The sequence below is a fragment of the Microbacterium sp. NPDC058269 genome, from assembly GCF_042881445.1.
Lineage (GTDB): Bacteria > Actinomycetota > Actinomycetes > Actinomycetales > Microbacteriaceae > Microbacterium.
The window spans coordinates 872,364-898,288 of the sequence record NZ_JBHVXT010000002.1 but is presented as its reverse complement, the minus strand read 5'-3'; the positions used below and the strand labels follow the sequence as shown (position 1 = coordinate 898,288).

Annotated in this window: 25 protein-coding genes; 16 read left to right on the top strand and 9 right to left on the bottom strand. The window is 69.4% G+C overall.

What is annotated here, in order from left to right:
- Positions 1–26: 26 nt before the first annotated feature.
- Positions 27–2,162 (bottom strand): RecQ family ATP-dependent DNA helicase, encoded by a 2,136-nt coding sequence (locus tag ACFVWL_RS12705; RefSeq protein ID WP_387183145.1) that lies wholly within the window; start codon positions 2,160–2,162, stop codon positions 27–29.
- A 92-nt stretch (positions 2,163–2,254) separates the two neighbouring features.
- Between ACFVWL_RS12705 and ACFVWL_RS12700 the strand changes: the two genes are divergently transcribed.
- The 8 genes from ACFVWL_RS12700 to ACFVWL_RS12665 all read left to right on the top strand — a co-directional run bounded on the left by ACFVWL_RS12700 (position 2,255) and on the right by ACFVWL_RS12665 (position 8,929).
- On the top strand, positions 2,255–2,674 hold the full coding sequence (locus ACFVWL_RS12700) for a pilus assembly protein CpaE (RefSeq protein ID WP_387183142.1): 420 nt from the start codon (positions 2,255–2,257) through the stop codon (positions 2,672–2,674).
- An 85-nt stretch (positions 2,675–2,759) separates the two neighbouring features.
- Positions 2,760–3,734, top strand: a complete 975-nt coding sequence (paaA, locus tag ACFVWL_RS12695) for a 1,2-phenylacetyl-CoA epoxidase subunit PaaA (protein ID WP_387183139.1) — start codon at positions 2,760–2,762, stop codon at positions 3,732–3,734.
- A complete protein-coding gene (gene paaB, locus ACFVWL_RS12690; protein WP_017828375.1) occupies positions 3,734–4,039 on the top strand; it encodes a 1,2-phenylacetyl-CoA epoxidase subunit PaaB in 306 nt (101 codons plus the stop codon). The genes paaA and paaB overlap by 1 nt, the downstream gene beginning before the upstream one ends.
- The gene (paaC, locus tag ACFVWL_RS12685) at positions 4,036–4,899 is read left to right on the top strand and encodes a 1,2-phenylacetyl-CoA epoxidase subunit PaaC (RefSeq protein ID WP_387183136.1); all 864 of its coding nucleotides are present in this window, start codon (positions 4,036–4,038) and stop codon (positions 4,897–4,899) included. The genes paaB and paaC overlap by 4 nt, the downstream gene beginning before the upstream one ends.
- Entirely contained in the window at positions 4,893–5,387 is a 495-nt protein-coding gene (gene paaD, locus ACFVWL_RS12680; RefSeq protein WP_387183132.1) for a 1,2-phenylacetyl-CoA epoxidase subunit PaaD, read from the top strand. Before paaC ends, paaD begins: the two co-directional genes overlap by 7 nt.
- Position 5,388: 1 nt before the next feature.
- Positions 5,389–6,552 carry a 1,2-phenylacetyl-CoA epoxidase subunit PaaE gene (paaE, locus tag ACFVWL_RS12675; RefSeq protein ID WP_387183129.1) on the top strand — a complete coding sequence of 388 codons (1,164 nt, stop codon included), beginning with the start codon at positions 5,389–5,391 and terminating at the stop codon, positions 6,550–6,552.
- 11 nt (positions 6,553–6,563) lie between these two features.
- The gene (locus tag ACFVWL_RS12670; RefSeq protein WP_387183126.1) at positions 6,564–7,334 is read left to right on the top strand and encodes an enoyl-CoA hydratase/isomerase family protein; all 771 of its coding nucleotides are present in this window, start codon (positions 6,564–6,566) and stop codon (positions 7,332–7,334) included.
- Positions 7,335–7,405: 71 nt separating this feature from the next.
- Positions 7,406–8,929 carry an ATP-dependent DNA ligase gene (locus tag ACFVWL_RS12665; RefSeq protein ID WP_387183124.1) on the top strand — a complete coding sequence of 508 codons (1,524 nt, stop codon included), beginning with the start codon at positions 7,406–7,408 and terminating at the stop codon, positions 8,927–8,929.
- A 14-nt stretch (positions 8,930–8,943) separates the two neighbouring features.
- Here ACFVWL_RS12665 and ACFVWL_RS12660 read toward each other — a convergent pair whose 3' ends face one another.
- Complete coding sequence (locus ACFVWL_RS12660; RefSeq protein ID WP_387183122.1) at positions 8,944–9,453, bottom strand: phosphoribosyltransferase; 510 nt, start codon at positions 9,451–9,453, stop codon at positions 8,944–8,946.
- A 163-nt stretch (positions 9,454–9,616) separates the two neighbouring features.
- Here ACFVWL_RS12660 and ACFVWL_RS12655 point away from each other — a divergent pair, with 163 nt between their 5' ends.
- The 3 genes from ACFVWL_RS12655 to ACFVWL_RS12645 all read left to right on the top strand — a co-directional run bounded on the left by ACFVWL_RS12655 (position 9,617) and on the right by ACFVWL_RS12645 (position 12,569).
- Positions 9,617–11,266, top strand: coding sequence for a thiamine pyrophosphate-binding protein (locus ACFVWL_RS12655; protein ID WP_387183119.1), 1,650 nt, complete (start codon positions 9,617–9,619; stop codon positions 11,264–11,266).
- A 150-nt stretch (positions 11,267–11,416) separates the two neighbouring features.
- The gene (locus tag ACFVWL_RS12650; protein ID WP_387183116.1) at positions 11,417–12,106 is read left to right on the top strand and encodes a hypothetical protein; all 690 of its coding nucleotides are present in this window, start codon (positions 11,417–11,419) and stop codon (positions 12,104–12,106) included.
- 67 nt (positions 12,107–12,173) lie between these two features.
- Positions 12,174–12,569 (top strand): VOC family protein, encoded by a 396-nt coding sequence (locus ACFVWL_RS12645; protein WP_387183114.1) that lies wholly within the window; start codon positions 12,174–12,176, stop codon positions 12,567–12,569.
- Here the strand turns inward: ACFVWL_RS12645 and ACFVWL_RS12640 are convergent.
- The 6 genes from ACFVWL_RS12640 to ACFVWL_RS12615 all read right to left on the bottom strand — a co-directional run bounded on the left by ACFVWL_RS12640 (position 12,566) and on the right by ACFVWL_RS12615 (position 18,517).
- Entirely contained in the window at positions 12,566–12,940 is a 375-nt protein-coding gene (locus ACFVWL_RS12640) for a VOC family protein (RefSeq protein ID WP_387183111.1), read from the bottom strand. The two genes, ACFVWL_RS12645 and ACFVWL_RS12640, sit on opposite strands and share 4 nt — an antisense overlap.
- Positions 12,941–13,052: 112 nt before the next feature.
- Positions 13,053–13,682, bottom strand: coding sequence for a response regulator (locus ACFVWL_RS12635; RefSeq protein WP_387183109.1), 630 nt, complete (start codon positions 13,680–13,682; stop codon positions 13,053–13,055).
- The gene (locus tag ACFVWL_RS12630) at positions 13,676–14,785 is read right to left on the bottom strand and encodes a histidine kinase (protein WP_387183107.1); all 1,110 of its coding nucleotides are present in this window, start codon (positions 14,783–14,785) and stop codon (positions 13,676–13,678) included. Before ACFVWL_RS12630 ends, ACFVWL_RS12635 begins: the two co-directional genes overlap by 7 nt.
- Positions 14,786–14,829: 44 nt before the next feature.
- A complete protein-coding gene (locus ACFVWL_RS12625; protein ID WP_387183105.1) occupies positions 14,830–15,585 on the bottom strand; it encodes an ABC transporter permease in 756 nt (251 codons plus the stop codon).
- A gap of 1 nt (position 15,586) precedes the next feature.
- The gene (locus ACFVWL_RS12620; RefSeq protein WP_387183102.1) at positions 15,587–16,561 is read right to left on the bottom strand and encodes an ABC transporter ATP-binding protein; all 975 of its coding nucleotides are present in this window, start codon (positions 16,559–16,561) and stop codon (positions 15,587–15,589) included.
- A gap of 84 nt (positions 16,562–16,645) precedes the next feature.
- Positions 16,646–18,517, bottom strand: a complete 1,872-nt coding sequence (locus tag ACFVWL_RS12615; RefSeq protein ID WP_387183101.1) for an FAD-dependent monooxygenase — start codon at positions 18,515–18,517, stop codon at positions 16,646–16,648.
- Between the two features lie 160 nt (positions 18,518–18,677).
- Here ACFVWL_RS12615 and ACFVWL_RS12610 point away from each other — a divergent pair, with 160 nt between their 5' ends.
- Positions 18,678–19,388, top strand: coding sequence for an IclR family transcriptional regulator (locus tag ACFVWL_RS12610; protein WP_387183099.1), 711 nt, complete (start codon positions 18,678–18,680; stop codon positions 19,386–19,388).
- 71 nt (positions 19,389–19,459) lie between these two features.
- On the opposite strand, the gene ACFVWL_RS12605 is transcribed toward ACFVWL_RS12610, so the two are convergent.
- Positions 19,460–20,839, bottom strand: a complete 1,380-nt coding sequence (locus ACFVWL_RS12605; RefSeq protein WP_387183097.1) for an MFS transporter — start codon at positions 20,837–20,839, stop codon at positions 19,460–19,462.
- A gap of 153 nt (positions 20,840–20,992) precedes the next feature.
- Between ACFVWL_RS12605 and ACFVWL_RS12600 the strand changes: the two genes are divergently transcribed.
- The 4 genes from ACFVWL_RS12600 (at position 20,993) to hpaD (ending at position 25,925) form a co-directional block, all read left to right on the top strand.
- On the top strand, positions 20,993–22,462 hold the full coding sequence (locus tag ACFVWL_RS12600; RefSeq protein WP_387183096.1) for a fumarylacetoacetate hydrolase family protein: 1,470 nt from the start codon (positions 20,993–20,995) through the stop codon (positions 22,460–22,462).
- Entirely contained in the window at positions 22,459–23,172 is a 714-nt protein-coding gene (locus ACFVWL_RS12595; RefSeq protein ID WP_387183094.1) for a GntR family transcriptional regulator, read from the top strand. Before ACFVWL_RS12600 ends, ACFVWL_RS12595 begins: the two co-directional genes overlap by 4 nt.
- Positions 23,169–24,668, top strand: coding sequence for a 5-carboxymethyl-2-hydroxymuconate semialdehyde dehydrogenase (gene hpaE, locus ACFVWL_RS12590; RefSeq protein ID WP_387183091.1), 1,500 nt, complete (start codon positions 23,169–23,171; stop codon positions 24,666–24,668). The genes ACFVWL_RS12595 and hpaE overlap by 4 nt, the downstream gene beginning before the upstream one ends.
- A gap of 93 nt (positions 24,669–24,761) precedes the next feature.
- Positions 24,762–25,925: a 3,4-dihydroxyphenylacetate 2,3-dioxygenase gene (gene hpaD / locus ACFVWL_RS12585; RefSeq protein WP_017828355.1), complete on the top strand. Its 1,164-nt coding sequence runs from the start codon at positions 24,762–24,764 to the stop codon at positions 25,923–25,925.

Genomic DNA, 25,925 nt, shown 5'->3' with positions numbered 1-25,925 from the left:
CCCTCGGCCCCGAGTCCGACCCGCGGTCAGCCGCGCAACGCGAGGGCGAAGGGCAAGACCTGGGTCGCCCCCGCCTGACGGAGCACGCGGGCCCCGACAGTCATCGTCCACCGGCTGTCGACCAGGTCGTCGACGAGAAGCACCGGCCCCGGCGGCACGTCGAGGTGCTGAGCGCTGAAGCGATCCCAGAGCCCGGCGAGCCGGAAGACACTGTTGCCACCCGGCTGACCCGTCGGGCCGCCTCCGATCGGTTCGAGCGCGCCGAGGTACGGCAGGCGCCCGACGTCGGCGAGGCCGCGCGCGAGGGAGTCGACCAGCAGCGGGTGCGAACGCGAGGGCATGGCGACCACGGCCACCGGTCTCTCATCCCATCCCCATCCGGCGAGCACCCTGATGCAGGCCTGGAGCAGCTGCGGCGTCACGACCACGTCCGACGCACCGGCGGCGAACAGCTCGCGCAGCGCCCCACCCCAGCCCAGGTCGGTGAGGCGCGCCAGCGCACGTCCCTCGCCCGCCTGCTCGTCGGCGGCGATGCGGCCCTTCACCGGCACGTCGAGCCGATCCGCGCCGGTCGGCCAGGCACGCCGAGGCTCGATCGGAACACCGACGCGGTCGAGCGACTGGGCGGCCTGCGTGCTCGCGGACTCCCCGATCTCCCGCGGGAACCACCCGCCCGCGCAGTTGTCGCATCTCCCGCAGGGCGCAGCCGTGTCGTCGTCGAGAGAACGCTGCAGGAACTCCATCCGGCATCCGTCGGCCTGCTCGTACTCGATCATGTGCTGCTGCTCGGCGAGACGTTCGGCGGCGATGCGCTCGTAGCGCTCGGCGTCGTAGCTCCACGGTTCACCGGTCGCGACCCATCCGCCCTGCACGCGCCGCACCGCGCCGTCGACGTCGAGCACTTTCAACAGGAGCTCGAGCGGCGTGCGGCGGATGTCGACCATCGCCTCGAGTGCCGGCGTCGAGATCGGCGCGTCGCCGAGCGCGCCGATCACCCGCTCCGCCCGTTCACGATCCGGCATCGAGGCCGTCGCGAAGTAGTGCCAGATGTCTCGATCTTCGGCGCCCGGGAGCAGCAGCACGTCGGCGCTCTCGCTGGCACGACCGGCGCGACCGACCTGCTGGTAGTACGCCACGGGCGATGAGGGCGCGCCCAGATGCAGGACGAAACCCAGGTCGGGCTTGTCGAACCCCATGCCCAGGGCGCTCGTGGCGACGAGGGCCTTCACCTCGTTGCGCTTGAGCATCCCCTCCGACTCGGTGCGCTCCTCGGTATCGGTCTGCCCGGTGTACGCGCGCACGTCGTGACCGTGGTCGCGCAGCAGCCGGGCCGTGTCGACGGCGGCAGCGACCGTCAGCGTGTAGATGATGCCGGAACCCGGCAGGTCGTCGATGTGGCTCAGGAGCCACGCGAGGCGACTCGCCGAATCGCGTAGGCGCAGCACACCGAGTCGCAGCGAGGTGCGCGCCAGCGGTCCGCGGATCGTGAGCACCGGCTCCGCTTCCGCGTCACCGGCCGCGTCGCCATCGGACTGGAGGCTGCCCAGCTGCTCGGCGACATCCGCCACGACACGGCTGTTGGCGGTCGCGGTGGTCGCGAGCACCGGCACGTCGGCCGGCATCTGCGCGATCAGGTCTCGCAGCCGCCGGTAGTCGGGACGGAAGTCATGTCCCCAGTCGCTGATGCAGTGCGCTTCGTCGACCACGAGCATGCCGATCCGACGCACGAGGGCCGGCAGCTGCTGCTCACGGAAGGCGGGGTTGTTGAGGCGCTCCGGCGAGACCAGCAGCACATCGACCTCGTCGCGATCGAGCTGCCCGAGCACGTCGGACCACTCGTGCGCATTGGTGGAGTTGATCGCGACGGCGCGCACCCCTGCCCGTTCGGCCGCGGCGATCTGGTCGCGCATGAGTGCCAACAGCGGTGACACGAGCACGGTCGGCCCCGCCCCCTGTCTCCTCAGCAGCAGGGTCGCGACGAAGTACACCGCCGACTTGCCCCAGCCGGTGCGCTGCACGACGAGCGCGCGGCGACGCCCTTCGACCAGCGCCTCGATCGCCTCGTACTGCCCGTCGTGGAAGTCGGCGTCTGGGCGTCCGACGAGCTCGCGCAGCGCCGCGCGCGCGGCCTCACGGGTATCGGCGGGGGCTGCGGAAGTCATGCCCCCACTCTGCCCCACACCGCCGACACGGCGATGCCCTCTTCCCCAGGTTCGTCGACCCCGCGGCGAGTCCCGTCGTCTAGCGTGAGGGGATGATCACGCGTGAGCTGGCCGTCGCCCTGCGAGACGCCGGATTGGCGTGGCACCCGGCCGAGGGCGACCGATTCCAGCTCGATCTGCCTGAGGAGGTGGAGCTCGAAGCGGAGGCCGAGACCTTCACGGTCAGCGAGATGACGATCGAGGCCCGCCAGACACCGAGCGGAACCGACCTGGCGTTCAACGGGACCACCGAGTGGGCGCTCGACGCGGTGACCCTCGCTGACGCGGTGTGGCTGCCGCGCGAGGACCAGTTGCGCGACCTTCTGCGGGGGACCTTCCGGGCCCTGAAGCGACTGGAGGACACCTTCCGCGTCGAGATCGAAATCGCGGGAGTCCCTCTCGCCTTCGAGCATCCGGACCCCTCTGAGGCGTATGGCCGCGCGCTCCTGGAGCTGATCTCCCGCTCGCACTGAGCGTCGTCTTGAAGACGTTCCTCTTCTGTGTCAGAATTACCTAACGATCGGTCAGTAAACATGACCTGATATCGAGGAGTCGATGATGACCAGTCCTGCAGATCTGTCCCTCGTGGGCGAGCTCTCCGATGAGGAACGCCTCTTCGACGAGCTCATCGCCAACGAGCAGCGCATCGAACCGCGCGACTGGATGCCCGACGCGTACCGCAAGACCCTTGTCCGGCAGATCTCCCAGCACGCGCACTCCGAGATCATCGGCATGCAGCCAGAAGGCAACTGGATCACGCGCGCACCGAGCCTCAAGCGGAAGGCGATCCTGATGGCGAAGGTGCAGGACGAAGCCGGGCACGGCCTCTACCTCTACTCCGCCGCGCAGACGCTCGGTACCACCCGTGACGAGATGATGGACCAGCTCATCAGCGGCAAGGCCAAGTACTCCTCGATCTTCAACTACCCCACCCCGACCTGGGCCGACATGGGCGCGATCGGCTGGCTCGTCGACGGTGCCGCGATCTGCAACCAGGTGCCCCTGTGCCGAGCATCTTACGGTCCGTACGGCCGCGCCATGGTGCGCGTCTGCAAAGAGGAATCGTTCCACCAGCGCCAGGGCTTCGAGATCCTGCTCACGTTGATGCAGGGCAGCGAAGAGCAGCGGGAGATGGCGCAGGATGCCGTGAACCGCTGGTACTGGCCGAGCCTCGCGATGTTCGGGCCGCCCGACGACCAGTCGCCCAACTCGGCGCAGTCGATGAAGTGGAAGATCAAGCGGTTCTCGAACGACGAGCTGCGCCAGCGCTTCGTCGGCATGCTCGTACCCCAGGCCGAGATCCTCGGCGTGACCCTGCCCGACCCCGATCTGCGCTTCGACGAGGAAAGCGGCCAGTACGTGATCGGCGAGATCGACTGGGAGGAGTTCTTCGAGGTCGTGCGCGGCAACGGCCCGTGCAACGCCGAGCGTCTCGAACGCCGCCGCACGGCCCACGAAGAGGGCGCCTGGGTGCGCGAGGCCGCCGCCGAATACGCCCGCAAGCAGTCCCTCAAGACGAAGGCGGTGGCGTGATGGCCACTCCGGGAGCGGACGAGCGCGAACCCTGGCCCCTGTGGGAGGTCTTCGTGCGAGCGAACCGCGGGCTGAGCCATGTGCACGTCGGCTCGCTGCACGCTCCTGATGCCGAGATGGCCATCCGCAACGCGCGTGACCTCTACACGCGCCGCGGGGAGGGCGTCTCGATCTGGGTCGCCCCGGCCGATGCGATCACCACGAGCGACCCCGACGCCAAGGGTGCGTACTTCGAGAGTCCGGCGGGCAAGAACTACCGCCATGCCGTGTACTACACGGCATCCGAGGGAGTGCCGCACCTGTGAGCGCACCACACCCGAACACCGCGCACGAGGCCGCCGACGTCCACGGTGACATCCACGGCGACGTCTCCGTCGACGAGCTCCGCCTGTCGCAGGAACTCTCCGGCACCGGGGCTGTCGCCGCATCGGCCGACATCGCCGAGTACGCGCTGCGCCTCGGCGACGACGCGCTCATCCTCTCCCAGCAGCTGGGCGCGTGGATATCCCGCGCCCCCGAGCTGGAGGAAGACGTCGCTCTCGGCAACATCGCTCTCGACCTGCTCGGCCACGCGCGCTCGTTCCTGCACTACGCGGGCTCGTTCGACGGCCGCAGCGAGGACGACCTCGCGTTCTTCCGCGACGAGCCCGAGTTCCGCTGCGCGTGGATCGTGCAGCAGCCCAACGGCGACTTCGCCCAGACGATCGCCCGGCAGTTCGTCGTGGCCACATACATGTTCGAGTTATACTCGGCCCTCCGCGCCAGCAGCGACGAGACCTTCGCCGCGATCGCCGAGAAGTCGCTCAAAGAGGTCGACTACCACCGCGATCACGCCGTGCAGTGGGTGCTGCGCCTCGCTGGTGGCACCGAGGAGTCCCGCACCAGGATCATCCGGGCGATCGGAGACGTCTGGCCGTACGTCGACGAGCTGTTCCGCGACGACGACCTGATCGACCGCCTCGGCGACGCGGCTGTGCGCCCGTCGATCCTGCGCGCCGGATTCGACGGCGTGGTCGACACCGTCTTCGCCGAAGCCGAGCTGACCGTCCCCGCCGTCGTCTCGTCGTCGGCGGGCGGGCGGAACGGCGCGCACGCGACGCCTCTCGGCCACGTCCTCGCCGAGATGCAGGTGCTGGCACGACGGCATCCGGGAGCGACATGGTGACGCTCACTCCGACGCAGGCCGCGTGGCGGATCGCCGCCTCCGTTCCCGACCCCGAGGTGCCCGTGCTCACGATCGAGGACCTCGGTGTCCTCCGCGCGGTCGAGGTCGACGGGACCCGTGTGCATGTCGACATCACCCCGACCTATAGCGGCTGCCCCGCGATGGACACGATCCGCGACGATGTGATCCTCGCCCTCACCGCCGCCGGCTTCGACGAGGTACACGTCCGCCTCGTGCTCTCCCCCGCCTGGACGACGGACTGGATGACGGATGCCGGCAAGACCAAGCTCGCGGCGTACGGCATCGCGCCACCCTCCGGCCGGGCCGCCGTGTCGACCGGGCCCATCCGGCTCTCGCTGAGCGTGCGATGCCCCCGCTGCGGGTCGCTCGACACCCGCGAGGTCTCCCACTTCGGCTCGACCTCGTGCAAGGCGCTGTTCGAGTGCCGCGCCTGCCTCGAGCCCTTCGACCATTTCAAGGTGCACTGACATGTCGCTCTTCACCTCGGCGCCCGCGCCCTCCCCGCCTGCGACGGCTCCGCGCGCGGCCTCTCCCCGGAAGCGCGCCCGCTTCCACACCCTCACGGTCGAGGACGTGCGCCCGCTCACCGACGACGCGGTCGAGGTGACGTTCACGGTTCCGGCCGCACTCGCCGACGAATACGACCACCTTCCCGGTCAGTATGTGGCCCTGCGCACCACGCTCGACGGCGTCGAGGTGCGGCGCTCCTACTCGCTGTGCCGCGCGCCGGAGCACCGCGACGACGGGCAGGACACGCGCCTCAGCGTCGCCGTGAAGCGCGATGAGGGCGGGCTCTTCTCGACGTGGGCGCAGACCGGGCTGCACGCCGGATTCGAGATCGACGTGATGAGCCCGCAGGGCACCTTCACCTCGGCACTCGACGACCTCGACGACCGGCACGTGGTGGGGATCGCCGCCGGTTCCGGCATCACGCCCCTGATGGCGCTCGCGCACACGGTGCTGACCCGTTCGGAGTCCTCGCGGTTCACCCTGCTCTACACGAACCGCGCCACGCTCGACGTGATGTTCCTGGAAGACCTGGCCGACCTCAAGGACCGCTACCCCACCAGACTGGTGCTGCACCACGTGCTCTCCCGCGAGCAGCGGGCGGCCCCCGTGCTGTCCGGTCGGATCGACGAGGAGAAGCTGCGCACGATCCTCGGCACGCTCATCCCACCCACGACCGTCGACGAATGGTTCCTGTGCGGGCCGCTCGCCCTGGTCGACCTGTGCCGCGAGGTGCTGGCGGATGTCGGCGTCGACCGTTCCCACATCCGCTTCGAGCTGTTCACGACCGGTGACGAACCGGCACGCGCGGCCCGCCCGGTGCAGGTGCGCGCGGGCGAGAAGACCGTGCGCATCGAGGTCACCCTCGACGGCGTCTCCTCGACTGTGGAGAGCCCGGTCGACGCGCACGAGTCGGTGCTCAACGCGGCGCTCCGTGTCCGCCCCGATGCGCCGTTCGCGTGCGCGGGCGGCGTCTGCGGTACCTGCCGAGCGCGGGTGATCGAGGGCAGTGTCACGATGACCGAGAACTACGCCCTGGAGCCCGACGAGCTCGAGCGCGGATTCGTGCTCACCTGCCAGTCCCATCCGACCAGCGACCGCGTGGTCGTGGACTACGACGTCTGACCGGAGCCCTGATGATCGACCTCACCCTCGCCGACGACGTCGCCACGATCGTGCTGAACGCGCCGTCGAAGCTGAACGCCCTCGACGACCAGGCACTCGCGGAGCTGGATGCGGCATATGTCGCGGCGGAGGCTGCGGGCGTGCGGGCGCTCGTGCTCCGCGGAGAGGGACGCGCGTTCTGCGCGGGGCGCGACATCTCCGGCGTCGACCCTCGGAACGACGACGTGATGGGCTACCTCGGCGGGCTCGTGACCCCGCTGCTGCGGCGGATGTCGCGGTTCCCCGCCCCGACGTTCGCGGTCGCGCACGGTGCATGTCTCGGGGTCGGGCTCGGCCTCCTGATCGCGACGGATGTCGTGTACGTCGCCGAGTCTGCGAAGATCGGGTCCCCGTTCGCTGCGCTCGGCGCGACGCTCGACTCCGGAGGTCACGCGCTCTTCCTCGACCGGCTCGGCGCGCACAAGACGCTCGACCTCATCTACACGGGGCGGCTGATGAGCGGCACGGAGGCCGTGGCATCGGGCCTCTTCTCGCGCGTCTTCCCGGATGACGAGGTCGTGCAGGCGACGACGGATGCCGCCGGGACGGCCGCACGCGGCGCCACGGCGGCGTTCCTGGCGAGCAAAGAACTCATCGCCCGCATCCGCGACGAGCGGCTCACGCTCTGGGATGCGGTCGGCATCGAGAACGCCGCCCAGGCCGCGCTCTGCGACACCGACGACTACCGCGAGGGCTTCTCCGCGTTCCAGGAGAAGCGGAAGCCGGAGTTCCGCGGGCACTGAGCGGGCCCGTCAGCGCACCAGCTGGGAGACCCTGCGACCCGAGTGTCGGACCCCGGTGCGAGAATGCCCACATGCTGCTCGCAGAGCTCGTCTCCACCACCGACCGTGTCGGAGCCACGTCGTCCCGGCTCGCCAAGATCGAGGCCCTCGCCGACCTGCTCACGCAGGCGGAACCGAGCGAGATCGCCGCGGTCATGGGTCTTCTCCTCGCGGCTCCCCGCCAGGGCAAGCTCGGGGTCGGGTGGCGAGGCATCGCCGCCCTCGACATCACGCACACCGAGAGTCCGACGTTGTCCGTGCTCGACGTCGACCGGGCCCTGGACTCGCTGGCGGCGACGTCCGGTTCCGGCTCCACCTCCGCCCGGAGCAGCATCCTCGGCGAACTCGCCTCTCGCGCCACGGCCGCCGAGTGGGACTTCCTGGTCAGGGCCATGCTCGGCGAGCTGCGCACCGGCGCTCTGTCCGGGGTGCTGCTCGACGCGATCGCCCGGGCCTCCGATCGACCGCCGGCGACCGTCCGGCGCGCAGCCATGCTCTCCGGCGACCTCGGCGAGACCGCCCGCATCGCGCTCACGGGAGACGCGGACGACCTCGAAGCCGTGGGGCTGCAGGTCGGGCGTCCCGTCCTGCCGATGCTGGCGGGCACCGCCGCGACGCCGTCCGCCGCACTGGAAGTCACCGGGCGGGCGTCGGTCGAGTACAAGCTCGACGGCGCCCGCATCCAGGTGCACCGCCATGGCGACGACGTCGGCGTCTACACCCGGAGCCTGGCCGACATCACGCACCGCGTGCCGGAGCTCGTCGAGATCGTGCGCGCGCTGCCGGCGCAGGATCTGATCCTCGACGGCGAGACGCTCTCGCTCGACGAGGACGGGGGCCCGCGACCGTTCCAGGAGACGATGTCGCGGTTCGGCGCCGATGTGTCTCGCGAGCTCGTCCTGCGGCCGTGGTTCTTCGACGTGCTGCACGTGGATGGGCGCGACCTGATCGACGAGCCGCTCTCCGTCCGGCTGGCCGAGCTCGAACGGGTGGCCGGGGAGTGGCGGATGCCGGGCATCGTGACCGACGATGCCGACGCCGCCGAGCAGCTGTCGCGCGATGCCCTCGCCGCCGGCCACGAGGGTGTCGTGGTCAAGGCGGTCGACGCACCCTATGCGGCCGGTCGACGCGGCAAGTCCTGGGTGAAGGTCAAACCGGTGCTGACATTCGACCTGGTCGTGCTCGGGGCGGAGTGGGGTTCGGGCCGGCGTCGCGGCTGGCTCTCGAACCTGCACCTGGGCGCGCGCGACCCTGCGGGAGAGTTCGGCGACCCCGGTGGCTACGTCATGGTCGGAAAGACCTTCAAGGGGCTCACCGACGAGCTGCTGCGCTGGCAGACGGCGGAATTCCCCGAACACGAGTCGCACCGCACGGCGTCGACCGTGTTCCTGCGCCCCGAGCTCGTCGTGGAGATCGCGATCGACGGGGTGCAGCGCTCACCGCGGTATCCGGGAGGCATCGCGCTGCGTTTCGCCCGCGTGAAGGGCTACCGGCAGGACAAGTCTCCGGCCGAAGCCGACACGATCCAGACGCTGCGTTCCCTGCTGCACGGCTGACGATCCGGCCCCGATCACGCGGACGGTGCGAGACCCTGATCCTCTTCGCGGACGGTTCCGCGGAACGACCACGGGAAGTTGATCCAGAGGTCGGTGTCCTTCCACGCGAAGTCGGGCTGGATGATCGTGGAGGGCTTGGTGTAGATCGTGACCGACCGCACGTCGGCGCCCTTGTCCTTCAGCAGCTGCACGGCGAGAGCGAGGGTGCGTCCCGAATCGGCGACGTCGTCGACCAGCAGCACGCGGCGCCCGTCCAGGTACGCCATGTCGAGCTCGGGAGGAAGCACCTCCGGAGCGTCGAGCACGGTGCCGATGCCGGTGTAGAACTCGACGTTGATCGCTCCGCAGTTCTTGGCACCGAGGCCGTAGGCGATCGCCCCGGCCGGAAGCAGCCCGCCCCGGGCGATGGCCACGACGACCTCGGGCATGAAGCCGCTGTCGAGGATGTTCCGTGCCAGATCGCGCGTCGCCGCCCCGAAGCCGTCCCAGGTGAGTGTCTCGCGCTCGATCTCTGCATCAGTCATTCCAGCATTCTCCCGCATCCCGCGATGGTCTCCCGCCGGTAGACTGAGCGGGTCCGGCCCGGCCGGTGCCTGAAAAAGAGGCACGAAGCACTTCGCGAAGACGCGAAGGCGAGACACATACGGATCCCGCAGTTCCTCCGTCCCTGTCTCGAAAGGCTTTCGCATGCCCACCGTCTCCGCGCACGTCGCCCTCACCCTCGACCAGCACATCGATGCCGTGTTCGGGGTGATGGGCAATGGCAACGCCTACTTCCTCGATGCGATCGAGACGCAGACGGATGCCGTGTTCACGGCCGTCCGTCACGAACAGGGCGCCGTGGTCGCCGCCGACGCCCACTTCCGCGCATCCGGTCGTATCGCCGCCGGCACCTCGACGTACGGCGCCGGCTTCACGAACACCCTGACCGCGCTTGCCGAGGCGGTGCAGGCGCGTGTGCCTCTCGTCCTCGTCGTGGGCGACGAGCCCACGTCCGGTCCCCGCCCCTGGGACGTCGACCAGATCGCCCTCGCATCCGCGGTCGGTGCCCGCACCTACACGGTCGGACGCGCGGATGCCGCCGCCACCACGGTCATCGCGATCGAGCACGCCCTCACCTACCGACTCCCGGTCGTCCTCGCGATCCCCTACGACGTCGCAGCGCTCGATGCCGGCGAGGTCCCGGACGCTCCGTCGCCGCGCATTCCGGCCCCGCTCGCCCCGCGCGGCGAGTTCGCCGATGCGATGCTCGACGAGATCACGGCAGCTCTGGCCGGCGCCGAGCGACCGTTCCTGCTCGCCGGTCGCGGTGCGTGGCTGTCCGGAGCGAGCTCCGCGCTGGGAGAGCTGGCTGCAGCGACCGGGGCCCTCACGGCTTCCTCAGCGCTCGGCCGCGGGGTCTTCCCCGACACGCGGTACGACCTCGGTGTGACCGGCGGGTTCGGTGCAGACGGTGCGATGGAGCTCGTGCGTTCGGCCGACGTCGCCGTGGTGTTCGGTGCCGCGCTGAACCAGTTCACGATGCGATTCGGCGAGCTGTTCGCGCCGGGCACGCGGGTCTTCCAGGTCGACATCGCCCCGGCCGCGACGCATGCGCACGTCGGAGGTTTCGTACGCGCCGATGCCCGTCTGGCCGCGGAGGAGCTCGTTTCCCGGATCGGTACCGCCGGATCGACGAGCCCCTGGCGCGAGACGGTGGACGTTGCAGCCGCTCGGGCCTACGACGCCGGCGACGACCTTGCTCCCGACGGACGCCTCGACCCGCGCTCCGCTGCCCGCCGCATCGCCGAGCTGCTGCCGGAGGACCGCGTCGTGGTGTCCGACGGCGGGCACTTCATCGGATGGGCGAACATGTACTGGCCGGTCGCGGCTCCCGACCGCATGATGATGGTCGGCACCGCGTTCCAGTCGATCGGGCAGGGATGGCCGAGTGTGGTCGGCGCAGCATTGGCACGGCGCGAGTCGACCGTGGTGCTGACGTCCGGCGACGGCGGCGGGCTGATGGCGATCGCCGATCTGGAATCCGCCGTCCGCGCCGCCGCCGGCCGTGGCATGGCCGTGGTCTGGAACGACGCTGCCTACGGCGCCGAGGTGAACCTCTACGGCCTCAAAGGACTGGCGGAGGGCCCCATGCGCATCCCCGAGGTCGACTTCGCCGCATTCGGCGCGGCCGTGGGCGCGGAAGGCGTCGTCGTGCGCACCCTCGCCGATCTCGACCGTCTCGCGAGCTGGGCGGAGGAGGACGCGGCATCGCGACGGTTCCTGCTCCTCGATCTGCGCATCTCGGGTGACGTGATCGCGCCGTACCAGCAGGAGATCATCCGCGTGAACTCCTGACGTCGAGGCATCCGATCCGAACTCTCGCGTAACGGATCCGCGGGACGGCCGTCTCATCAGCTGATGCGGCTATCCGCGGAGACGTCTTCCACGAGATCGCCGCGCACTGCCGCGACAGGTGGAACCGCCGAGAGAACGAAGGACCTCGTCATGCCCGCGAAGCCGATCTTCACCGACGCGCGCTTCCGAGTCCCCACGACGGTCCTCATCGACATCGCCCTCATCGGTGGTTCCGCCACTGTGCTGTGGAACAGTGGCGGAACCACCGTGATCAACGGCTCCTGGCTGCAGCAGATGTTCTGCATCGTGCTCGCCGGAGCCTGCATCGCCGTCAGGCAGGGCCTCGGTGCCGCCCACCGCGCCTCCGGCCACGGTGTCATCTCCGTCGGCACCGAGCGCCTGATCGCGATCTCGGATGTCGTCGTACTCGCTGCGACCATCGGCGTATGGATGCTGTCGCAGCAGTACTACATCGGATGGCTCGCCGCCTTCGGGGCGCTGACCCTCGTGCTCGCCTCGGGATATCAGTTCCTGAGCGCGCGGATCACCGCTCCGACCAGGCGTATCCACGACGCACGCAGGCAGCGGGTGTCCGCACGGCTCGCGTCGCTCCCCTCGCTCCGTGTGATGACCGGAGCCGCGGGGCTGGGTGCGCTCATCGGAACCGCCGAGATCCACGAATGGAATCTCGACATCATCACCGGGCTGATCGTGCTCCTCACCGGCGCCATCATCCTCGGCCTGGTGGCGCAGGCGTGGATCATGGCCGTCACCGTCGGGCCGCACGACGCGCCGCCGCCCCGCTCCCCTGTTCCGCCACACTTTCCCACGTCGCGCTAGACGATCGCCCGCAGCCATCGACCGCTCACACGTCCTCGGGCCGGCCTCCATCTGGCAGACTCGGACGATGCCGGGTTTCCATCACGTCGAGCTGTGGGTCGCCGACCTCGACACGGTGCGTGCGGAGTGGCGCTGGGTCCTGGATCGCCTCGGGTTCGTGCTCGACAGCGAGTGGCCCGGCGGCGAATCATGGCTCGCCGGCGACGCGTACCTCACCCTCACGATGTCGCCGAAGCTGTCGGACGCCACGCATGATCGTCGACGCGCCGGCCTCAACCATCTGGCGTTCCACGGCGGTGCACGTGCCACCGTGGATGAGATCATGACCGCTGCACCCGCCCACGGGTGGAACGCCCTCTACGCCGATCGCTACCCGCATGCCGGAGGCGACCGGCACTACGCCGGCTGGCTCGAGAACGCCTCGGGATTCAAGATCGAGATCGTCGCCGACCCCGACCTCTAGGCGCCGTAATCCGGAAGCTGCTGCAGCGTCCAGGAGTTGCCGTCGGGGTCGTCGAATGACACGAACCGCCCCCAGTCGAGCTCCTGCACTCCGCGTGCCTGCACGCCCAGGCTCTGCAGGTGGGCGAGCGCCTCGTCGGCATCCGGCACCACGACCTGGATCGTGTTCTGCTTCCCGGGCTCGAGGTCGATGCCCAGACCGGTGCCGAACGCGATCGAGCATGCGGATCCGGGGGGCGTCATCTGCACGAAGCGCAGGCCCTCGGTGGGCGTCTGGTCCCAGTCGGCGTTGAAGCCGATCTTCTCGTAGAACTGCTTCGAGCGGTCCACATCGGTGACCGGCACGAAGATGAGTTCGATCTTCCAGTCCATCACGCACTCCTCCTGTCGGGCGTCGTCGCCCGTCGGCGTCCACCGTACGCGCGGCCACCGACGTCTCACCAGCCCTGAACCCGCTGTCCGCGGCCGCGGACCACGCCACGCGTCAGATCCACCCCTTGTCGAGAGCGAGCCGCACGGCCTGGGCCCGGTTCGCCGCGCCGGTCTTGCCGATGGCGGCGGAGAGGTGGTTCCGCACGGTCCCCGCCGACAAGAACACCTCGGCGGCGATCGCGGCGGCGGAGCGTCCGTCCGCGGCGAGCCGCAGCACCTGCCGTTCCCGGTCACTCAACGGGTTCGCTCCGTCGAACAGGCTGTCGGCGGCGAGCACCGGGTCGAGGACCCGCAGCCCCGACTGCACGCGACGCACGGCCTCGGCGAGCTCTTCGGCAGGGGTGTCCTTCACGATGAACCCGCTCGCACCGGCATCCAACGCGGAGCGGAGGTATCCCGGGCGCGCGAAGGTCGTCACCACGAGGATGCGCGTCCCCTCGCTCACCTCCCGAATGCGTCGCGTCGCCTCCACGCCGTCCATCCCCGGCATCTGGATGTCCATCAGACACACATCAGGGCGCAACTGCTCCGCGAGACGCACGGCCTCCGTACCGTCCGAGGCCATGCCGACCACGGCGAGGTCGGGCTCGAGCTCGAGCAGAGCTCCGAGCGCACCGCGCACGAGCGCCTGGTCATCGGCGATCAGCAGCCGGATGGCGTCGCCCGTCGACCCGTTCACCATGTCACCTCCACGCGCGTGCCCTCGTTCTCCGTGGTGTCGAGGGCGAACGCCGCGCCCGCCACCGCCGCGCGCTCGCGCATGCCGCGGATGCCGTTGCCTTCTGCCGCGACGATGCCCACGCCGTCGTCCTCCACCACCAGCCGCCCGGGATGCAGCAGCACCCGGACCGTGCGAGCCCGCGAATGACGAAGGCTGTTGGTCGTCGCCTCGCGGAGGATCCAGCTCGCGGTGATGGCCTGCACCGGCGACAGCGCATTCGGCTCACCCTCGACCTGCATCTCGATATCCGCCGCGCGGAACGAGTCGCGGGAGGACGCGAGCTGCTCGACGAGCGTCGTCGCGCGCACCCCGGCGACCGTCGAGCGGACCCCGGCGATCGCCTCGGCCGTGAGCCGCTCGATGTCGGCGAGTTCACTCTTGGCCCGCTCGGGATCGGAATCCATCAGCCGCCGCACCAGCTGCGCTTTGAGGCCGACCACCGTCAGAGAATGCCCGATCAGGTCGTGCACGTCGCGGGCGACGGCTTCACGCCCCTCGCTCGTCGCCAGTTCGAGGCCGAGCTGCTCCGCCTCCGCCGAACGCAGGATGAGCCACGTCGACACCGTGTTGACCACGCCGAGCAGCGCCACGATCGCGAGGACCGACAGGTAACTCAGCCCGCCGGGGAGCAGGAACACGCAGAGTGCGGTCACCGTGACCGCCGCGATGGTCGTGATCCAATGCCAGACCCGGGTCAGACCGTAGGAGGCGAACGACATGATGAACGGCAGGAAGCTGAGTGCCGATCCGCCCTCTGCCGGTACCGAGATCAGCGCACACAGGATGAGGGCCCCGAATGTGACCCACTGCCGTGTCGACGGCGGACGCCCCAGTCCGCCGCCGCCGCGCATGCCGTGTATGAAGCCGGTGACGTACAGCACGACGAATGCGACCAGCGCGACCCACCCCACGACCACCCAGGTCAGGGCCGCCTCGGACCGCAGCAGCGCGATCACCGGGTAGACGAGGAAGACGAGCCAGACCACGGCCATCAGCCAGCCGAACCGCGCCCAGGGGTCCTTCCCCGTGGCGCGGTTCTTCTCGCGATTCGCGTGTGCCGTCATCCGTCCAACCTACTGTCGCCGCCCATCACAGCCCCCGATCGCCGCTACTGCCGCGCCCGGGAGCGCTTCATGCCCATCATGACCAGCAGCGCGAACAGCGCGAGCCAGACGACGACGTTGAGGAACAGCAGCCACAGCGGATCGGTCTGCCCTGTCGTGAGCACCCCGTCGGTGAGCGGCCACCTGCTCAGGGCGACGAAGCCGTACAGGGGGGTGAACCGGGCGATGTCGAGCATCACGCCGTCGAGAGGCATGAACACGTTGCCGAAGAACGCGAAGAACGTCATCGAGATCGAGGCGAGGGCCGCTGCCGAGTCCGAGCTGAAGAACAACCCGACGCCGAGGCCGAAGAGTCCGTACATGAGGCCGATGCCGAGGATGATGCCTGCCGTCGCAACCCAGCGCCAGGCGTCTTCGGCCTGCGCACCGGTCATCATCCCCGCGGTGAACACCGCCACCAGCGCCAGGGCCGCGAAGGCCACTGCTGTGAGCAGCTTGGTCAGGGCGTAGCCGGCCGTCGTCAGCGGGGTCATGGCGAGCTGGCGTCCCCAGCCCTGCTTCGCCTCGGTCGCCGCGAGCGACGTGAGCGAACTCATCGCGACCGCCGTGCCGTAGGCGGCCATCGAGGTCATGACGTAGAAGGAGACGTTCCCGTGGCCGGCCGACAGCGACCCGTAGCCCATCCCGGCGCCGAACAGCAGATACATCGCGACCGGCATCGCCAGGGTGAACGCGAGCGTGTAGGGGTTGCGCAGCTGGCGGACGCCTTCGATGCGCAGCATGGTGGGTGAGACGAGCATGTCAGTTCTCCGTCAGAGCAGTGAAGGCGGTTTCGAGTGTGGGAGCGGCGATCTCCAGATCATGGGCGCCGTGGTCGAGCAGGATGCGGGCTGCAGCATCGGAGTCCGCGGCGCGCAGACTGAGGCGGTCTCCGTCGAGTCGCACGGCAGCGACGCCCTCGATCGCGCTCAGCGTCGTGACCAGCTCTGCAGAGCCTTCGCCGATCGTCGCCGAGACGGTCCGCTCCCCGAGGCTGGCACGAAGCAGCGCGGTGGGAGCGTCGGCGACGACCGTTCCGCGATGCATCACGACGGTCCGGCGCGCGAACTGCTCCGCCTCCTCGAGGTAGTGCGTGGCGAAGATGATCGTGCGTCCGGCATCCGCATCCGCCCGCATGACGTCCCAGAAGTGACGGCGAGCCGTGACGTCCATGCCCGCAGTGGGCTCGTCGAGCACCAGGATGTCGGGGTCGGAGACCATCGCGAGCGCGAACTTCACCCGCTGCTGCTCGCCGCCGGAGCATTTCGAGACGCGCCGGCGCGCGAGGTGCTCCAGGTCGGCGCGGGCCATGACGTCGTCCACTCTGCCGAGCGCCTCTGCGCCGTAGAGGGAGGCGATGAGGCGCACGGTCTCGCCGACGGTCAGGTCTCCGAGCAACCCGCCGGTCTGCAGCACCGCCCCGATCGCTCCGCCGGAGGTGGCTCGCTCCGGTGTCACACCGAGCACACGCACGGTGCCGCTGCTGGGCTCGGTGAGTCCCAGCAGCATGTCGAGCGTGGTCGTCTTGCCCGCGCCGTTCGGCCCCAGCAGCGCCACGACCTCGCCGCGCCGGATCGACAGGTCGACCCCGTCGACGGCCTGCACGCGACGGTCGCCGGTGCCGAAGTGTCGCTTCACGGCGCTCAGCTCGAGCACCACGGGGCCATCGGTCGGAGCAGCGGATGCCGGTCGCGCGGAGACCCGCGTCGCCGTCCCGTCCACAGAGGAGTTCGTCATGACTCCAGCCTCGTCCGCAGAGGCCGGCAGGGCTGGAGGGCAGTGTCATCTCCTCGACATGACACGTGTCATGTCGAGGTCTGATCAGCGCGCCGGAAGCAGCGCCCCCTCGAGGAACTCGGCCAGCTCGGCCGTGTCGCCAAGCGGCAGGATCGCCGCCACGTACTGGTCGGGGCGCACCACGATCACCACGCCGTCGCGCGACAGCTCCCGCTCCGCGAAGATGTCGGTCTCGGTCCACTTGCTGGGCCCTGCCGCATAGACCTTCTCCCAGTCGGTGAGTCCGAGCGGACCGGTCTTCGGCTGGAACAGCGCGGGAGCCGAGGTGACCTCGACCTCTTCGAACGGCTGCGGGTAGACGGCCTTCACATCGAAGACCGCATCGACGTCGGCATCCGTAGGCGTGAAGCACGCGAACAGCGGCGCGGCCTTCTCCGCCCACGCGGCGAGCGCCTCGCCGGTGCGGTCGCCGAACGCGTACACGCGCCAGCGTCCGTCGGCCTTCGCGTGGTGTCCGAGGTGCGCGACGTTGCCGTCGCCGACCCGCACGACCTCGGCCGACTTGAACCGCTTGCCCAGCGGGTAGCCCACGGCGAGCGCCTGGTGCGCGTCGGACCCCGTGATCATCGACGAGGTGTACTGCGTCATGAACCCGGACGGGAACTCGGCCGTGGCGAGGTAGTAGGTCGCGAGCTCGTTGGGATCGGAGATCTCCTCGGGCTTTCGGGCCATCAAGGTCGACCACTCGCGGTCGAAGTCGATCAGCTGCTGGGCCACGGGGCGCCGCTCGGCTCCGTACGTGGCCAGCAGGGCTTCGGGGGCACGGCCGGTGAGCACGGATCCGAGCTTCCAGCCGAGGTTGAAGCCGTCCTGCATCGACACGTTCATGCCCTGTCCCGCCTTGGCGCTGTGCGTGTGGCAGGCGTCGCCGGTGAGGAACACCCGGGGTGTGCGTCCGGAGCCGTCGATCACGTCGTCGAAGCCGTCGGTGACGCGGTGGCCGACCTCGTACACGCTGTGCCAGGCGACTTCGCGCACATCGAGTGTGTACGGGTGCAGGATCTCGTTGGCGCGGCGGATGATCTCCTCGATGGGTGTCTGCCGCACCCGGTGGTCATCGTCCTCTGCGACTTCGCCGAGATCGATGTACATGCGCGAGAGGTATCCGCCCTCTCGGGGGATGTGCAGGATGTTCCCCGCCTCGGAGTTGATGGCGCACTTGGTGCGCCAGTCCGGGAAGTCGGTGTTGACGAGCACGTCCATGACACCCCAGGCGTGTGCGGCGGATGCGCCGACGTGCGTGCGTCCGATCGCCTGGCGCACGCCGCTGCGGGCGCCGTCGCACCCGGCCACGAACTTGGCACGGATCGTGCGCTCCTCCCCTGCACGCTCACCTGCGACGTATCGGATACCCACCTCGACGGGGTACTCCCCCTCGTCGTGGACCGTGAGGCCGGTGAACTCGACCCCGTAGTCGGGGACGATCCGCCCCGGCCCGTTCGCTGCGGCCTCGGCGAAGTAGTCCAGCACGCGCGCCTGGTTCACGATGAGGTGCGGGAACTCGCAGATGTCGTAGGCGTAGTCGGAGGTGCGCGACGTGCGGACGATCTCGTCGCGCTTGTCGGGGTTCGGCCCCCAGAAGTTCATCCAGCCGATGTTGTAGGCCTCCGCGATGATGCGCTCGGCGAACCCGAACGCCTGGAACGTCTCGACGCTGCGGGGCTGGATGCCGTCGGCCTGCCCGAGCGGAAGACGTCCATCGCGCTTCTCGATGATGCGGGTGGAAATGCCGGGGTACTGCGACATCTGGGCGGCGAGCAGCATTCCCGCAGGCCCCGAGCCGACGATGAGCACGTCGATCTCGTCAGGGAGGTCGGCTGACCGCGCCGCCCCGATGCCGGCAGCGTCCTGCACGCGCGGGTCAGCGGAGACGTAGCCGTGGTGGTGGAACTGCATCGTCGTCGATTCCTTCCGGACTTCTTCGTCGGGTGTCACTTGTCGGGTGTCGCCTGTCGGGTGTTGCACCCGGAACCGATGTGTTCTATATTCGAACACAGAGTTCTACTATTGAACACAGCCTAAACCGCGCCGTCCGCGATCGCAAGGGAGCGCCCGTATGCCCGAGACCACGACCCCCTCTCCCGCATCGCAGACGCTCAGCCGCGGCATCCGCATCCTCGAGGTGCTGGCCGACGCCCGAGGCCCCCTCACGATCGACGAGATCGCGTCCCGCCTCGAGGTGCACCGCTCGATCGCGTATCGCCTGCTGCGCACCCTCGAAGATCATGGGCTCGTCACGCGCGATGCGGCCGGCGCCGTGGGCCTCGGGGCCCGGATGGCGGCCCTCGCTGCCGGGGTCGCCCACGACCTGCAGGCCGAGGCCCTCCCCGAACTCACCGCGATCGCCAACGAGCTGGGCATGACGTGCTTCCTCGCCGTGCTCGACGGCGAGGAGTGCATCACCCTCGCGAGTGTCGAGCCTCGCCATGCCGTCGCGAGCGTCGCCCAGCGCCCCGGGGCCCGCCACCCGGTCACGGTCGGCGCCCCCGGGAAAGCGATTCTCGCGCAGGTCAGCGAGCGGGACTGGCCCGCAGAAGCCCCGTCATCGCTCCCTGCCGACGTCGACGCGACCCGCCGCCGCGGATACGCGACGAGCCACGATGAGGTCATCCCCACCGTGCAGTCGGTCGCGGTCCCCCTCGCCCTGCGCGGACAGCGACCGGCTGCCATCGCCGTCGTGCACGTGGCCACCGACCTCGACGACGCCGAGATCGCCGCGCGACTGCAGCACTCGGCGACAGTCGTCCGCGAGGCGCTCGACGGCTGACCCGATCGCACGACATGTGAGCACGCCCACCCGAGGGCGGACGTGCTCACGTGTTCGGGGCGGCCCGGCGATCAGGCCTTGGCGAGCCCGTAGATCGGGCTGACGGACTGCTCCTCTTCGTGGTCGGGCCCCAGCGGGATCCCGGAGCGGTCACGCAGCAGCAGCGTGGCGATGAGGCCGAGCACGGTCATGCCCGCGAGGTACCAGGTGACAGCCTGCGTCGACCCGGTCGCGCTCACGATCGCCGTGGCGATGGTCGGCGCGAAAGCCCCGCCGGCGATGGCACCGATCGCGTACGAGATCGACACTCCGGAGAAACGGATGCTCGCGGGGAACAGCTCGGCGTAGAGCGCCGCCTGCGGGCCGTACGTGAAGCCGAGGCCGATCGTGAGGATCGCGAGCCCGGCGAACAGCAGCCCGACCTCGCCCGTGTTGACGAGCGGGAACAGCGTGAACACACCGACCAGCTGCAGGGCCCAGCCGACGATGTACGTGGTGCGGCGGCCGATGCGGTCCGAAAGCCAGCCGGCGAGGAGTGTCGTGAGCAGCCAGGTGACCGCCGAGCCGGCGACGGCCCAGAGCACCGGGCCGCGCTCGAGGCCGATCGGCCCCTCGGGATTCGTGGCGTAGCCCTGGATGTATCCGCCGGTCGTCATGTAGCCGACCGCGTTGTTGCCGGCGAACACGAACGCGGCGATGATCACGAGCAGCAGGTGCTTGCGGAACAGCTGCGCGATCGGCATCCGCGCCTTCTCCTTGCGCGCGGCGAGCTCGGTGAAGACCGGGCTCTCCTCGACCTTGCGGCGCACGTAGTAGCCGACGAGGATCAGCACGACGCTGAGCAGGAACGGCACACGCCAGCCCCAGACCGCGAACTGGTCGCCAGGGGCGATCACGGTCATCAGTGCCATCACACCCGAGGCGAGCAGCAGACCGAGAGGCACGCCGATCTGCGGCGAGGCGCCGAAGATGCCGCGCTTCTTGCGCGGAGCGTGCTCGACCGCCATCAACACGGCGCCACCCCACTCGCCACCGGCCGAGATGCCCTGGATGATGCGCAGGAGCACGAGCAGGATCGGCGCCATGATGCCGATCGTCTCGTACGTGGGCAGCAGACCGATGAGCGCGGTCGCGGCACCCATCAGGATCAGCGTCCACATCAGCACGGTCTTGCGCCCGAGCTTGTCGCCGTAGTGGCCGGCGAGGAAGGCGCCGAGCGGGCGGAAGAGGAAGCTCACGCCGACGGTCGCGAACGCGATCAGTGCACTGTCGGCTCCGAGAGGCTCGAAGAACAGCTGCCCGAACACGAGACCGACGGCGGTCGCGTAGATGAAGAAGTCGTACCACTCGACGGTGGTGCCGACGACGGTGGCGAACACGACACGGCGCCGATCGGCCGCTGTCGCGATGGTTCCGGTGGGCGTGAACCCAGCCTGTGACTGCCCGCTCATGGGGTGTCTCCTTTTGGTTGTGACCGCATTGTCACGGCGTGCAGCGGAGCGGATCCGAAATGCTTGCCGAGGGGTGAACCGATGATATATGATTTCGAATACGACGCACAAGGCGTCCGCACGACCACGCAGACGAGCGCAAGGAGGCGCCCCGTGACGGCCCCCATCAACCGCCCCGGCAAGATCATCGCGATCCACCTGAGCTATGCCTCACGCGCCGATCAGCGCGGCAGGCGCCCCGCCGCCCCCTCCTACTTCTTCAAGCCGGCCAGCTCCGTCGGCATCTCCGGCGGCACCGTCGAGCGCCCGGCCGGCACCGAGCTGCTCGCCTTCGAGGGCGAGATCGCGCTCGTGATCGGCACCGCCGCACGCCGTGTCTCCCTCGACGAGGCGTGGGCGCATGTGGGGTGGGTCACCGCGTCGAACGACCTCGGGCTGTACGACCTCCGCGCGAACGACAAGGGCTCCAACGTCCGCTCCAAGGGCGGCGACGGCTACACGCCGCTCGGCCCCGACCTGATCGATGCCCGCACCGTCGACCCCGCAGCCCTCCGCGTGCGCGCCTGGGTCAACGGAGAACTCCGCCAGGACGACACCACGGCCGGGCTCATCTTCCCGCTCGCGCAGCTCGTGGCCGACCTGTCCCAGCACTTCACGCTCGAGCCGGGCGACGTGATCCTCACCGGCACCCCTGCGGGCTCATCGGTCATCGTCCCCGGCGACGTCGTCGAGGTCGAGGTGGACGCACCGGAGGCGCCGGGAGCTCCGACCTCAGGTCGCCTCATCACCACCGTGACGCAGGGCGAGGCTCCCTTCGACGGCGACATCGGGTCGCTCCCCGCCGTCGACGACCTGCAGCGCACCGAGGCCTGGGGCTCCCGCGAGGAAGCGGGTCTGCCACCCGTCGACAAGGCTCCGGCGCTCTCCCCCGAGCTGCGGGCCCAGCTCCTCGAAGCGCCGACTGCCGGACTCTCCGCCCAGCTCCGCAAGCGCGGGCACCACTCCTGCTTCGTCGACGGAGTGTCGGTGAACATCCCCGGCACCAAGATCGTCGGCACCGCGAAGACACTGCGCTTCGTCCCGTTCCGCGAAGACCTCTTCACGACCCACGGGGGCGGATACAACGCGCAGAAGCGCGCATTCGATGCGGTGGAGGACGGCGAGATCATCGTGATCGAGGCCCGGGGCGATGCCACGACGGGCACCCTCGGCGACATCCTCGCCCTGCGCGCGAAAGTTCGTGGAGCGGCCGGCGTCGTCACCGACGGCGGGGTCCGCGACTTCGACGCCGTCTCCGAGATCGGTCTTCCCGTGTTCTCGCAGGGTGCGCACCCCTCGGTACTCGGCCGCAAGCACGTGCCGTGGGACGTGGATGTCACGATCTCCTGCGGCGGCGCGACCGTGCAGCCGGGCGACATCATCGTCGGCGACAGCGACGGCGTGATCGTCATCCCTCCCGCCCTCGCGGAAGAGGTGGCAGCTGATGCCGTCGCACAGGAGATCGAAGACGCCTGGATCGCCGAGCAGGTCGCCGCCGGCCACCCCGTCGACGGCCTGTTCCCCCTGAACGCCGAGTGGCGCGCCCGCTACGAGGAGGCCATCTCGGACCGGAGCGTGCGATGACCACGACGGCGGCCAGCAAGTCCGAGGTCGCGTACGAGTGGCTGCGCTCGCGCATCACGGGGCACATGTTCAGCCCCGGCTACCGTCTGGTGCTCGGGTCGATCGCCGAAGATCTGAAGATGAGCGTCGTCCCCGTGCGCGAGGCGATCCGCCGCCTCGAAGCCGAGGGACTCGTGACGTTCGAGCGCAATGTCGGAGCGCGCGTGACTCTCGTCGACGAGAGCGAATACGCGCACACGATGCAGACGCTCGGCCTCGTCGAAGGCTGTGCCACCGCGCTCTCCGCTCCCCTGCTCGACGAGGCCGCCCTCGATGAGGCCGCCGGCATCAACGAGCGGATGGCGCAGATGCTCGATCATCTCGACGCGCACGCCTTCACCGAGCTCAACCGCCAGTTCCACTCGGTGCTGTTCGAGCCGTGCCCCAACCCGCATCTGCTCGACCTCGTGCACCGTGGTTGGTCGCGGCTCTCCGGCATCCGCGACACGACCTTCGGGTCGATCCCCGGACGCGCCCAGCACTCGGTCGAAGAGCACGCCGAGATCCTCGACCTGATCCGAGCGGGTGCCGACCCGCTCGAGATCGAACTCGCCGCCCGCAACCACCGCTGGCGCACGATGGACGCGTTCCTCGACGCGCTGCACACCCGTTCCGCCCAGACGACTTCCGCACAGACGACTTCCGCACAGACGACCGGAGAAATCTCATGACCGATTCGCGCATCCCCGCCGACCTCCCCGACCACATCCAGCACTACATCGACGGCGCCTTCGTCGATTCCGTCGACGGCGACACCTTCGACGTGCTCGACCCGGTCACCAACCAGACCTACACGACCGCCGCCGCCGGCAAGAAGGCCGACATCGAACTCGCCGTCGCGGCAGCCACGCGCGCATTCGACGAGGGCCCCTGGCCGCGGATGCTCCCCCGCGAGCGCTCGCGCGTGCTGCACCGGATCGCCGACATCGTCGAGTCCCGCGACGCACGCCTGGCTGAGCTCGAGTCGTACGACTCCGGCCTGCCGATCACGCAGGCGCTGGGACAGGCCCGCCGCGCCGCCGAGAACTTCCGGTTCTTCGCCGACCTGATCGTCGCGCAGTCCGACGACGCCTTCAAGGTGCCGGGCAAGCAGATGAACTACGTCAACCGCAAGCCGATCGGTGTCGCCGGCCTCATCACGCCGTGGAACACGCCGTTCATGCTCGAGTCGTGGAAGCTCGGGCCCGCACTCGCGACCGGCAACACGGTCGTGCTCAAGCCTGCCGAGTTCACGCCGCTGTCGGCATCCCTGTGGGCCGGTATCTTCGAGGAGGCGGGGCTGCCGAAGGGCGTCTTCAACCTCGTGAACGGTCTCGGCGAAGACGCGGGCGACGCGCTCGTGAAGCACCCCGACGTGCCGCTCATCTCGTTCACGGGCGAGAGCCGCACCGGACAGATCATCTTCGGCAATGCCGCCCCGTTCCTCAAGGGCCTGTCGATGGAACTCGGTGGCAAGTCGCCCGCCGTGGTCTTCGCCGACGCCGACCTCGAGGCCGCGGTCGACGCCACGATCTTCGGCGTCTTCTCCCTCAACGGCGAGCGCTGCACCGCCGGCTCCCGCATCCTGGTCGAGCGCTCGATCTACGAGGAGTTCGTCGAGCGCTACGCCGCGCAGGCGAAGCGGGTCAAGGTCGGCTACCCGCACGACCCGGCCACCGAGGTCGGAGCGCTCGTGCACCCCGAGCACTACGACAAGGTCATGAGCTACGTCGAGATCGGCAAGACCGAGGGCCGCCTGGTCGCCGGTGGCGGTCGCCCCGAGGGCTTCGAGGAGGGCAACTTCGTCGCACCGACCGTGTTCGCCGACGTCTCCCCCGACGCCCGCATCTTCCAGGAGGAGATCTTCGGCCCGGTCGTCGCGATCACGCCGTTCGACTCCGACGAGGAGGCGCTGTCGCTCGCGAACAACACCAAGTACGGGCTCGCCGCCTACATCTGGACGAACGACCTCAAGCGCGCACACAACTTCGCGCAGTCGGTCGAGGCCGGCATGGTGTGGCTGAACAGCAACAACGTGCGCGACCTCCGCACCCCGTTCGGCGGAGTGAAGGCCTCGGGCCTCGGTCACGAGGGCGGCTACCGCTCGATCGACTTCTACACCGACCAGCAGAGCGTGCACATCACGCTCGCGGCGCACTCCCACAACCCGACCTTCGGCAAGAACTGATCCCACTGTCTCGTTCCGGTCGCACTTCGTGCCGCCCCGCCGACGCGGATGCGACAGAAAGTGCGACCGGAACCCTCACGCAAGGACGCTGACATGACACACCGCGACGACATGACCCTGACCTCCTCGGGCTTCTACGTCTCCCAGGAGGCGCCGATCCGCTCGGACAACCCGATCGCGACGCCGCAGAGCTCGCCCCCGGACATCCTCCGCTGCGCCTACATGGAGCTCGTGGTCACCGACCTCGCGGCCTCCCGACAGTTCTACGTCGACGTCCTGGGGCTCTACGTCACCGCGGAGGACGACGAGGCGATCTACCTGCGTTCGACCGAGGAGTTCATCCACCACAACCTGGTGCTGCGCAAGGGCCCGATCGCCGCCGTGGCCGCCTTCTCGTACCGGGTCCGCACGCCCGAAGACCTCGACCGCGCCGTCGAGTTCTACACGGAGCTCGGCTGCGACGTGCGCCGCAACGAGAACGGTTTCGTCAAGGGCATCGGCGACTCGGTGCGCGTGGTCGACCCGCTCGGCTTCCCGTACGAGTTCTTCTACGCCACCGAGCACGTCGAGCGGATGTCGTGGCGCTACGACCTGCACATCCCCGGCGAGCTGGTGCGCCTGGACCACTTCAACCAGGTCACCCCCGACGTGCCGCGCGCCGTGGGGTTCATGCAGGACCTCGGCTTCCGCGTCACGGAAGACATCCAGGACGAGGAGGGCACCGTCTACGCCGCCTGGATGCGCCGCAAGCCCACCGTGCACGACACCGCCATGACCGGCGGCGACGGACCCCGCATGCACCACGTGTGCTTCGCCACGCATGAGAAGCACAACATCCTCGCCATCTGCGACAAGCTCGGAGCCCTGCGCCGCTCCGACTCGATCGAGCGCGGTCCCGGCCGTCACGGGGTCTCGAACGCGTTCTACCTCTACCTGCGCGACCCCGACGGGCACCGCGTCGAGGTGTACACGCAGGACTACTACACCGGCGACCCCGACAACCCGGTCATCACCTGGGATGTGCACGACAACCAGCGCCGCGACTGGTGGGGGAACCCCGTCGTCCCGTCCTGGTACACGGATGCGTCGCTGGTGCTCGACCTCGACGGCAACCCGCAGCCGGTGGTCGCCCGCACCGACTCCAGCGAGATGGCGGTGACCATCGGCGCCGACGGCTTCTCGTACACGCGCGCGGACGACGACAAGGACATGCCCGAGTACAAGCAGGGCGAGTACAAGCTCGGCCACCAGCTCTAG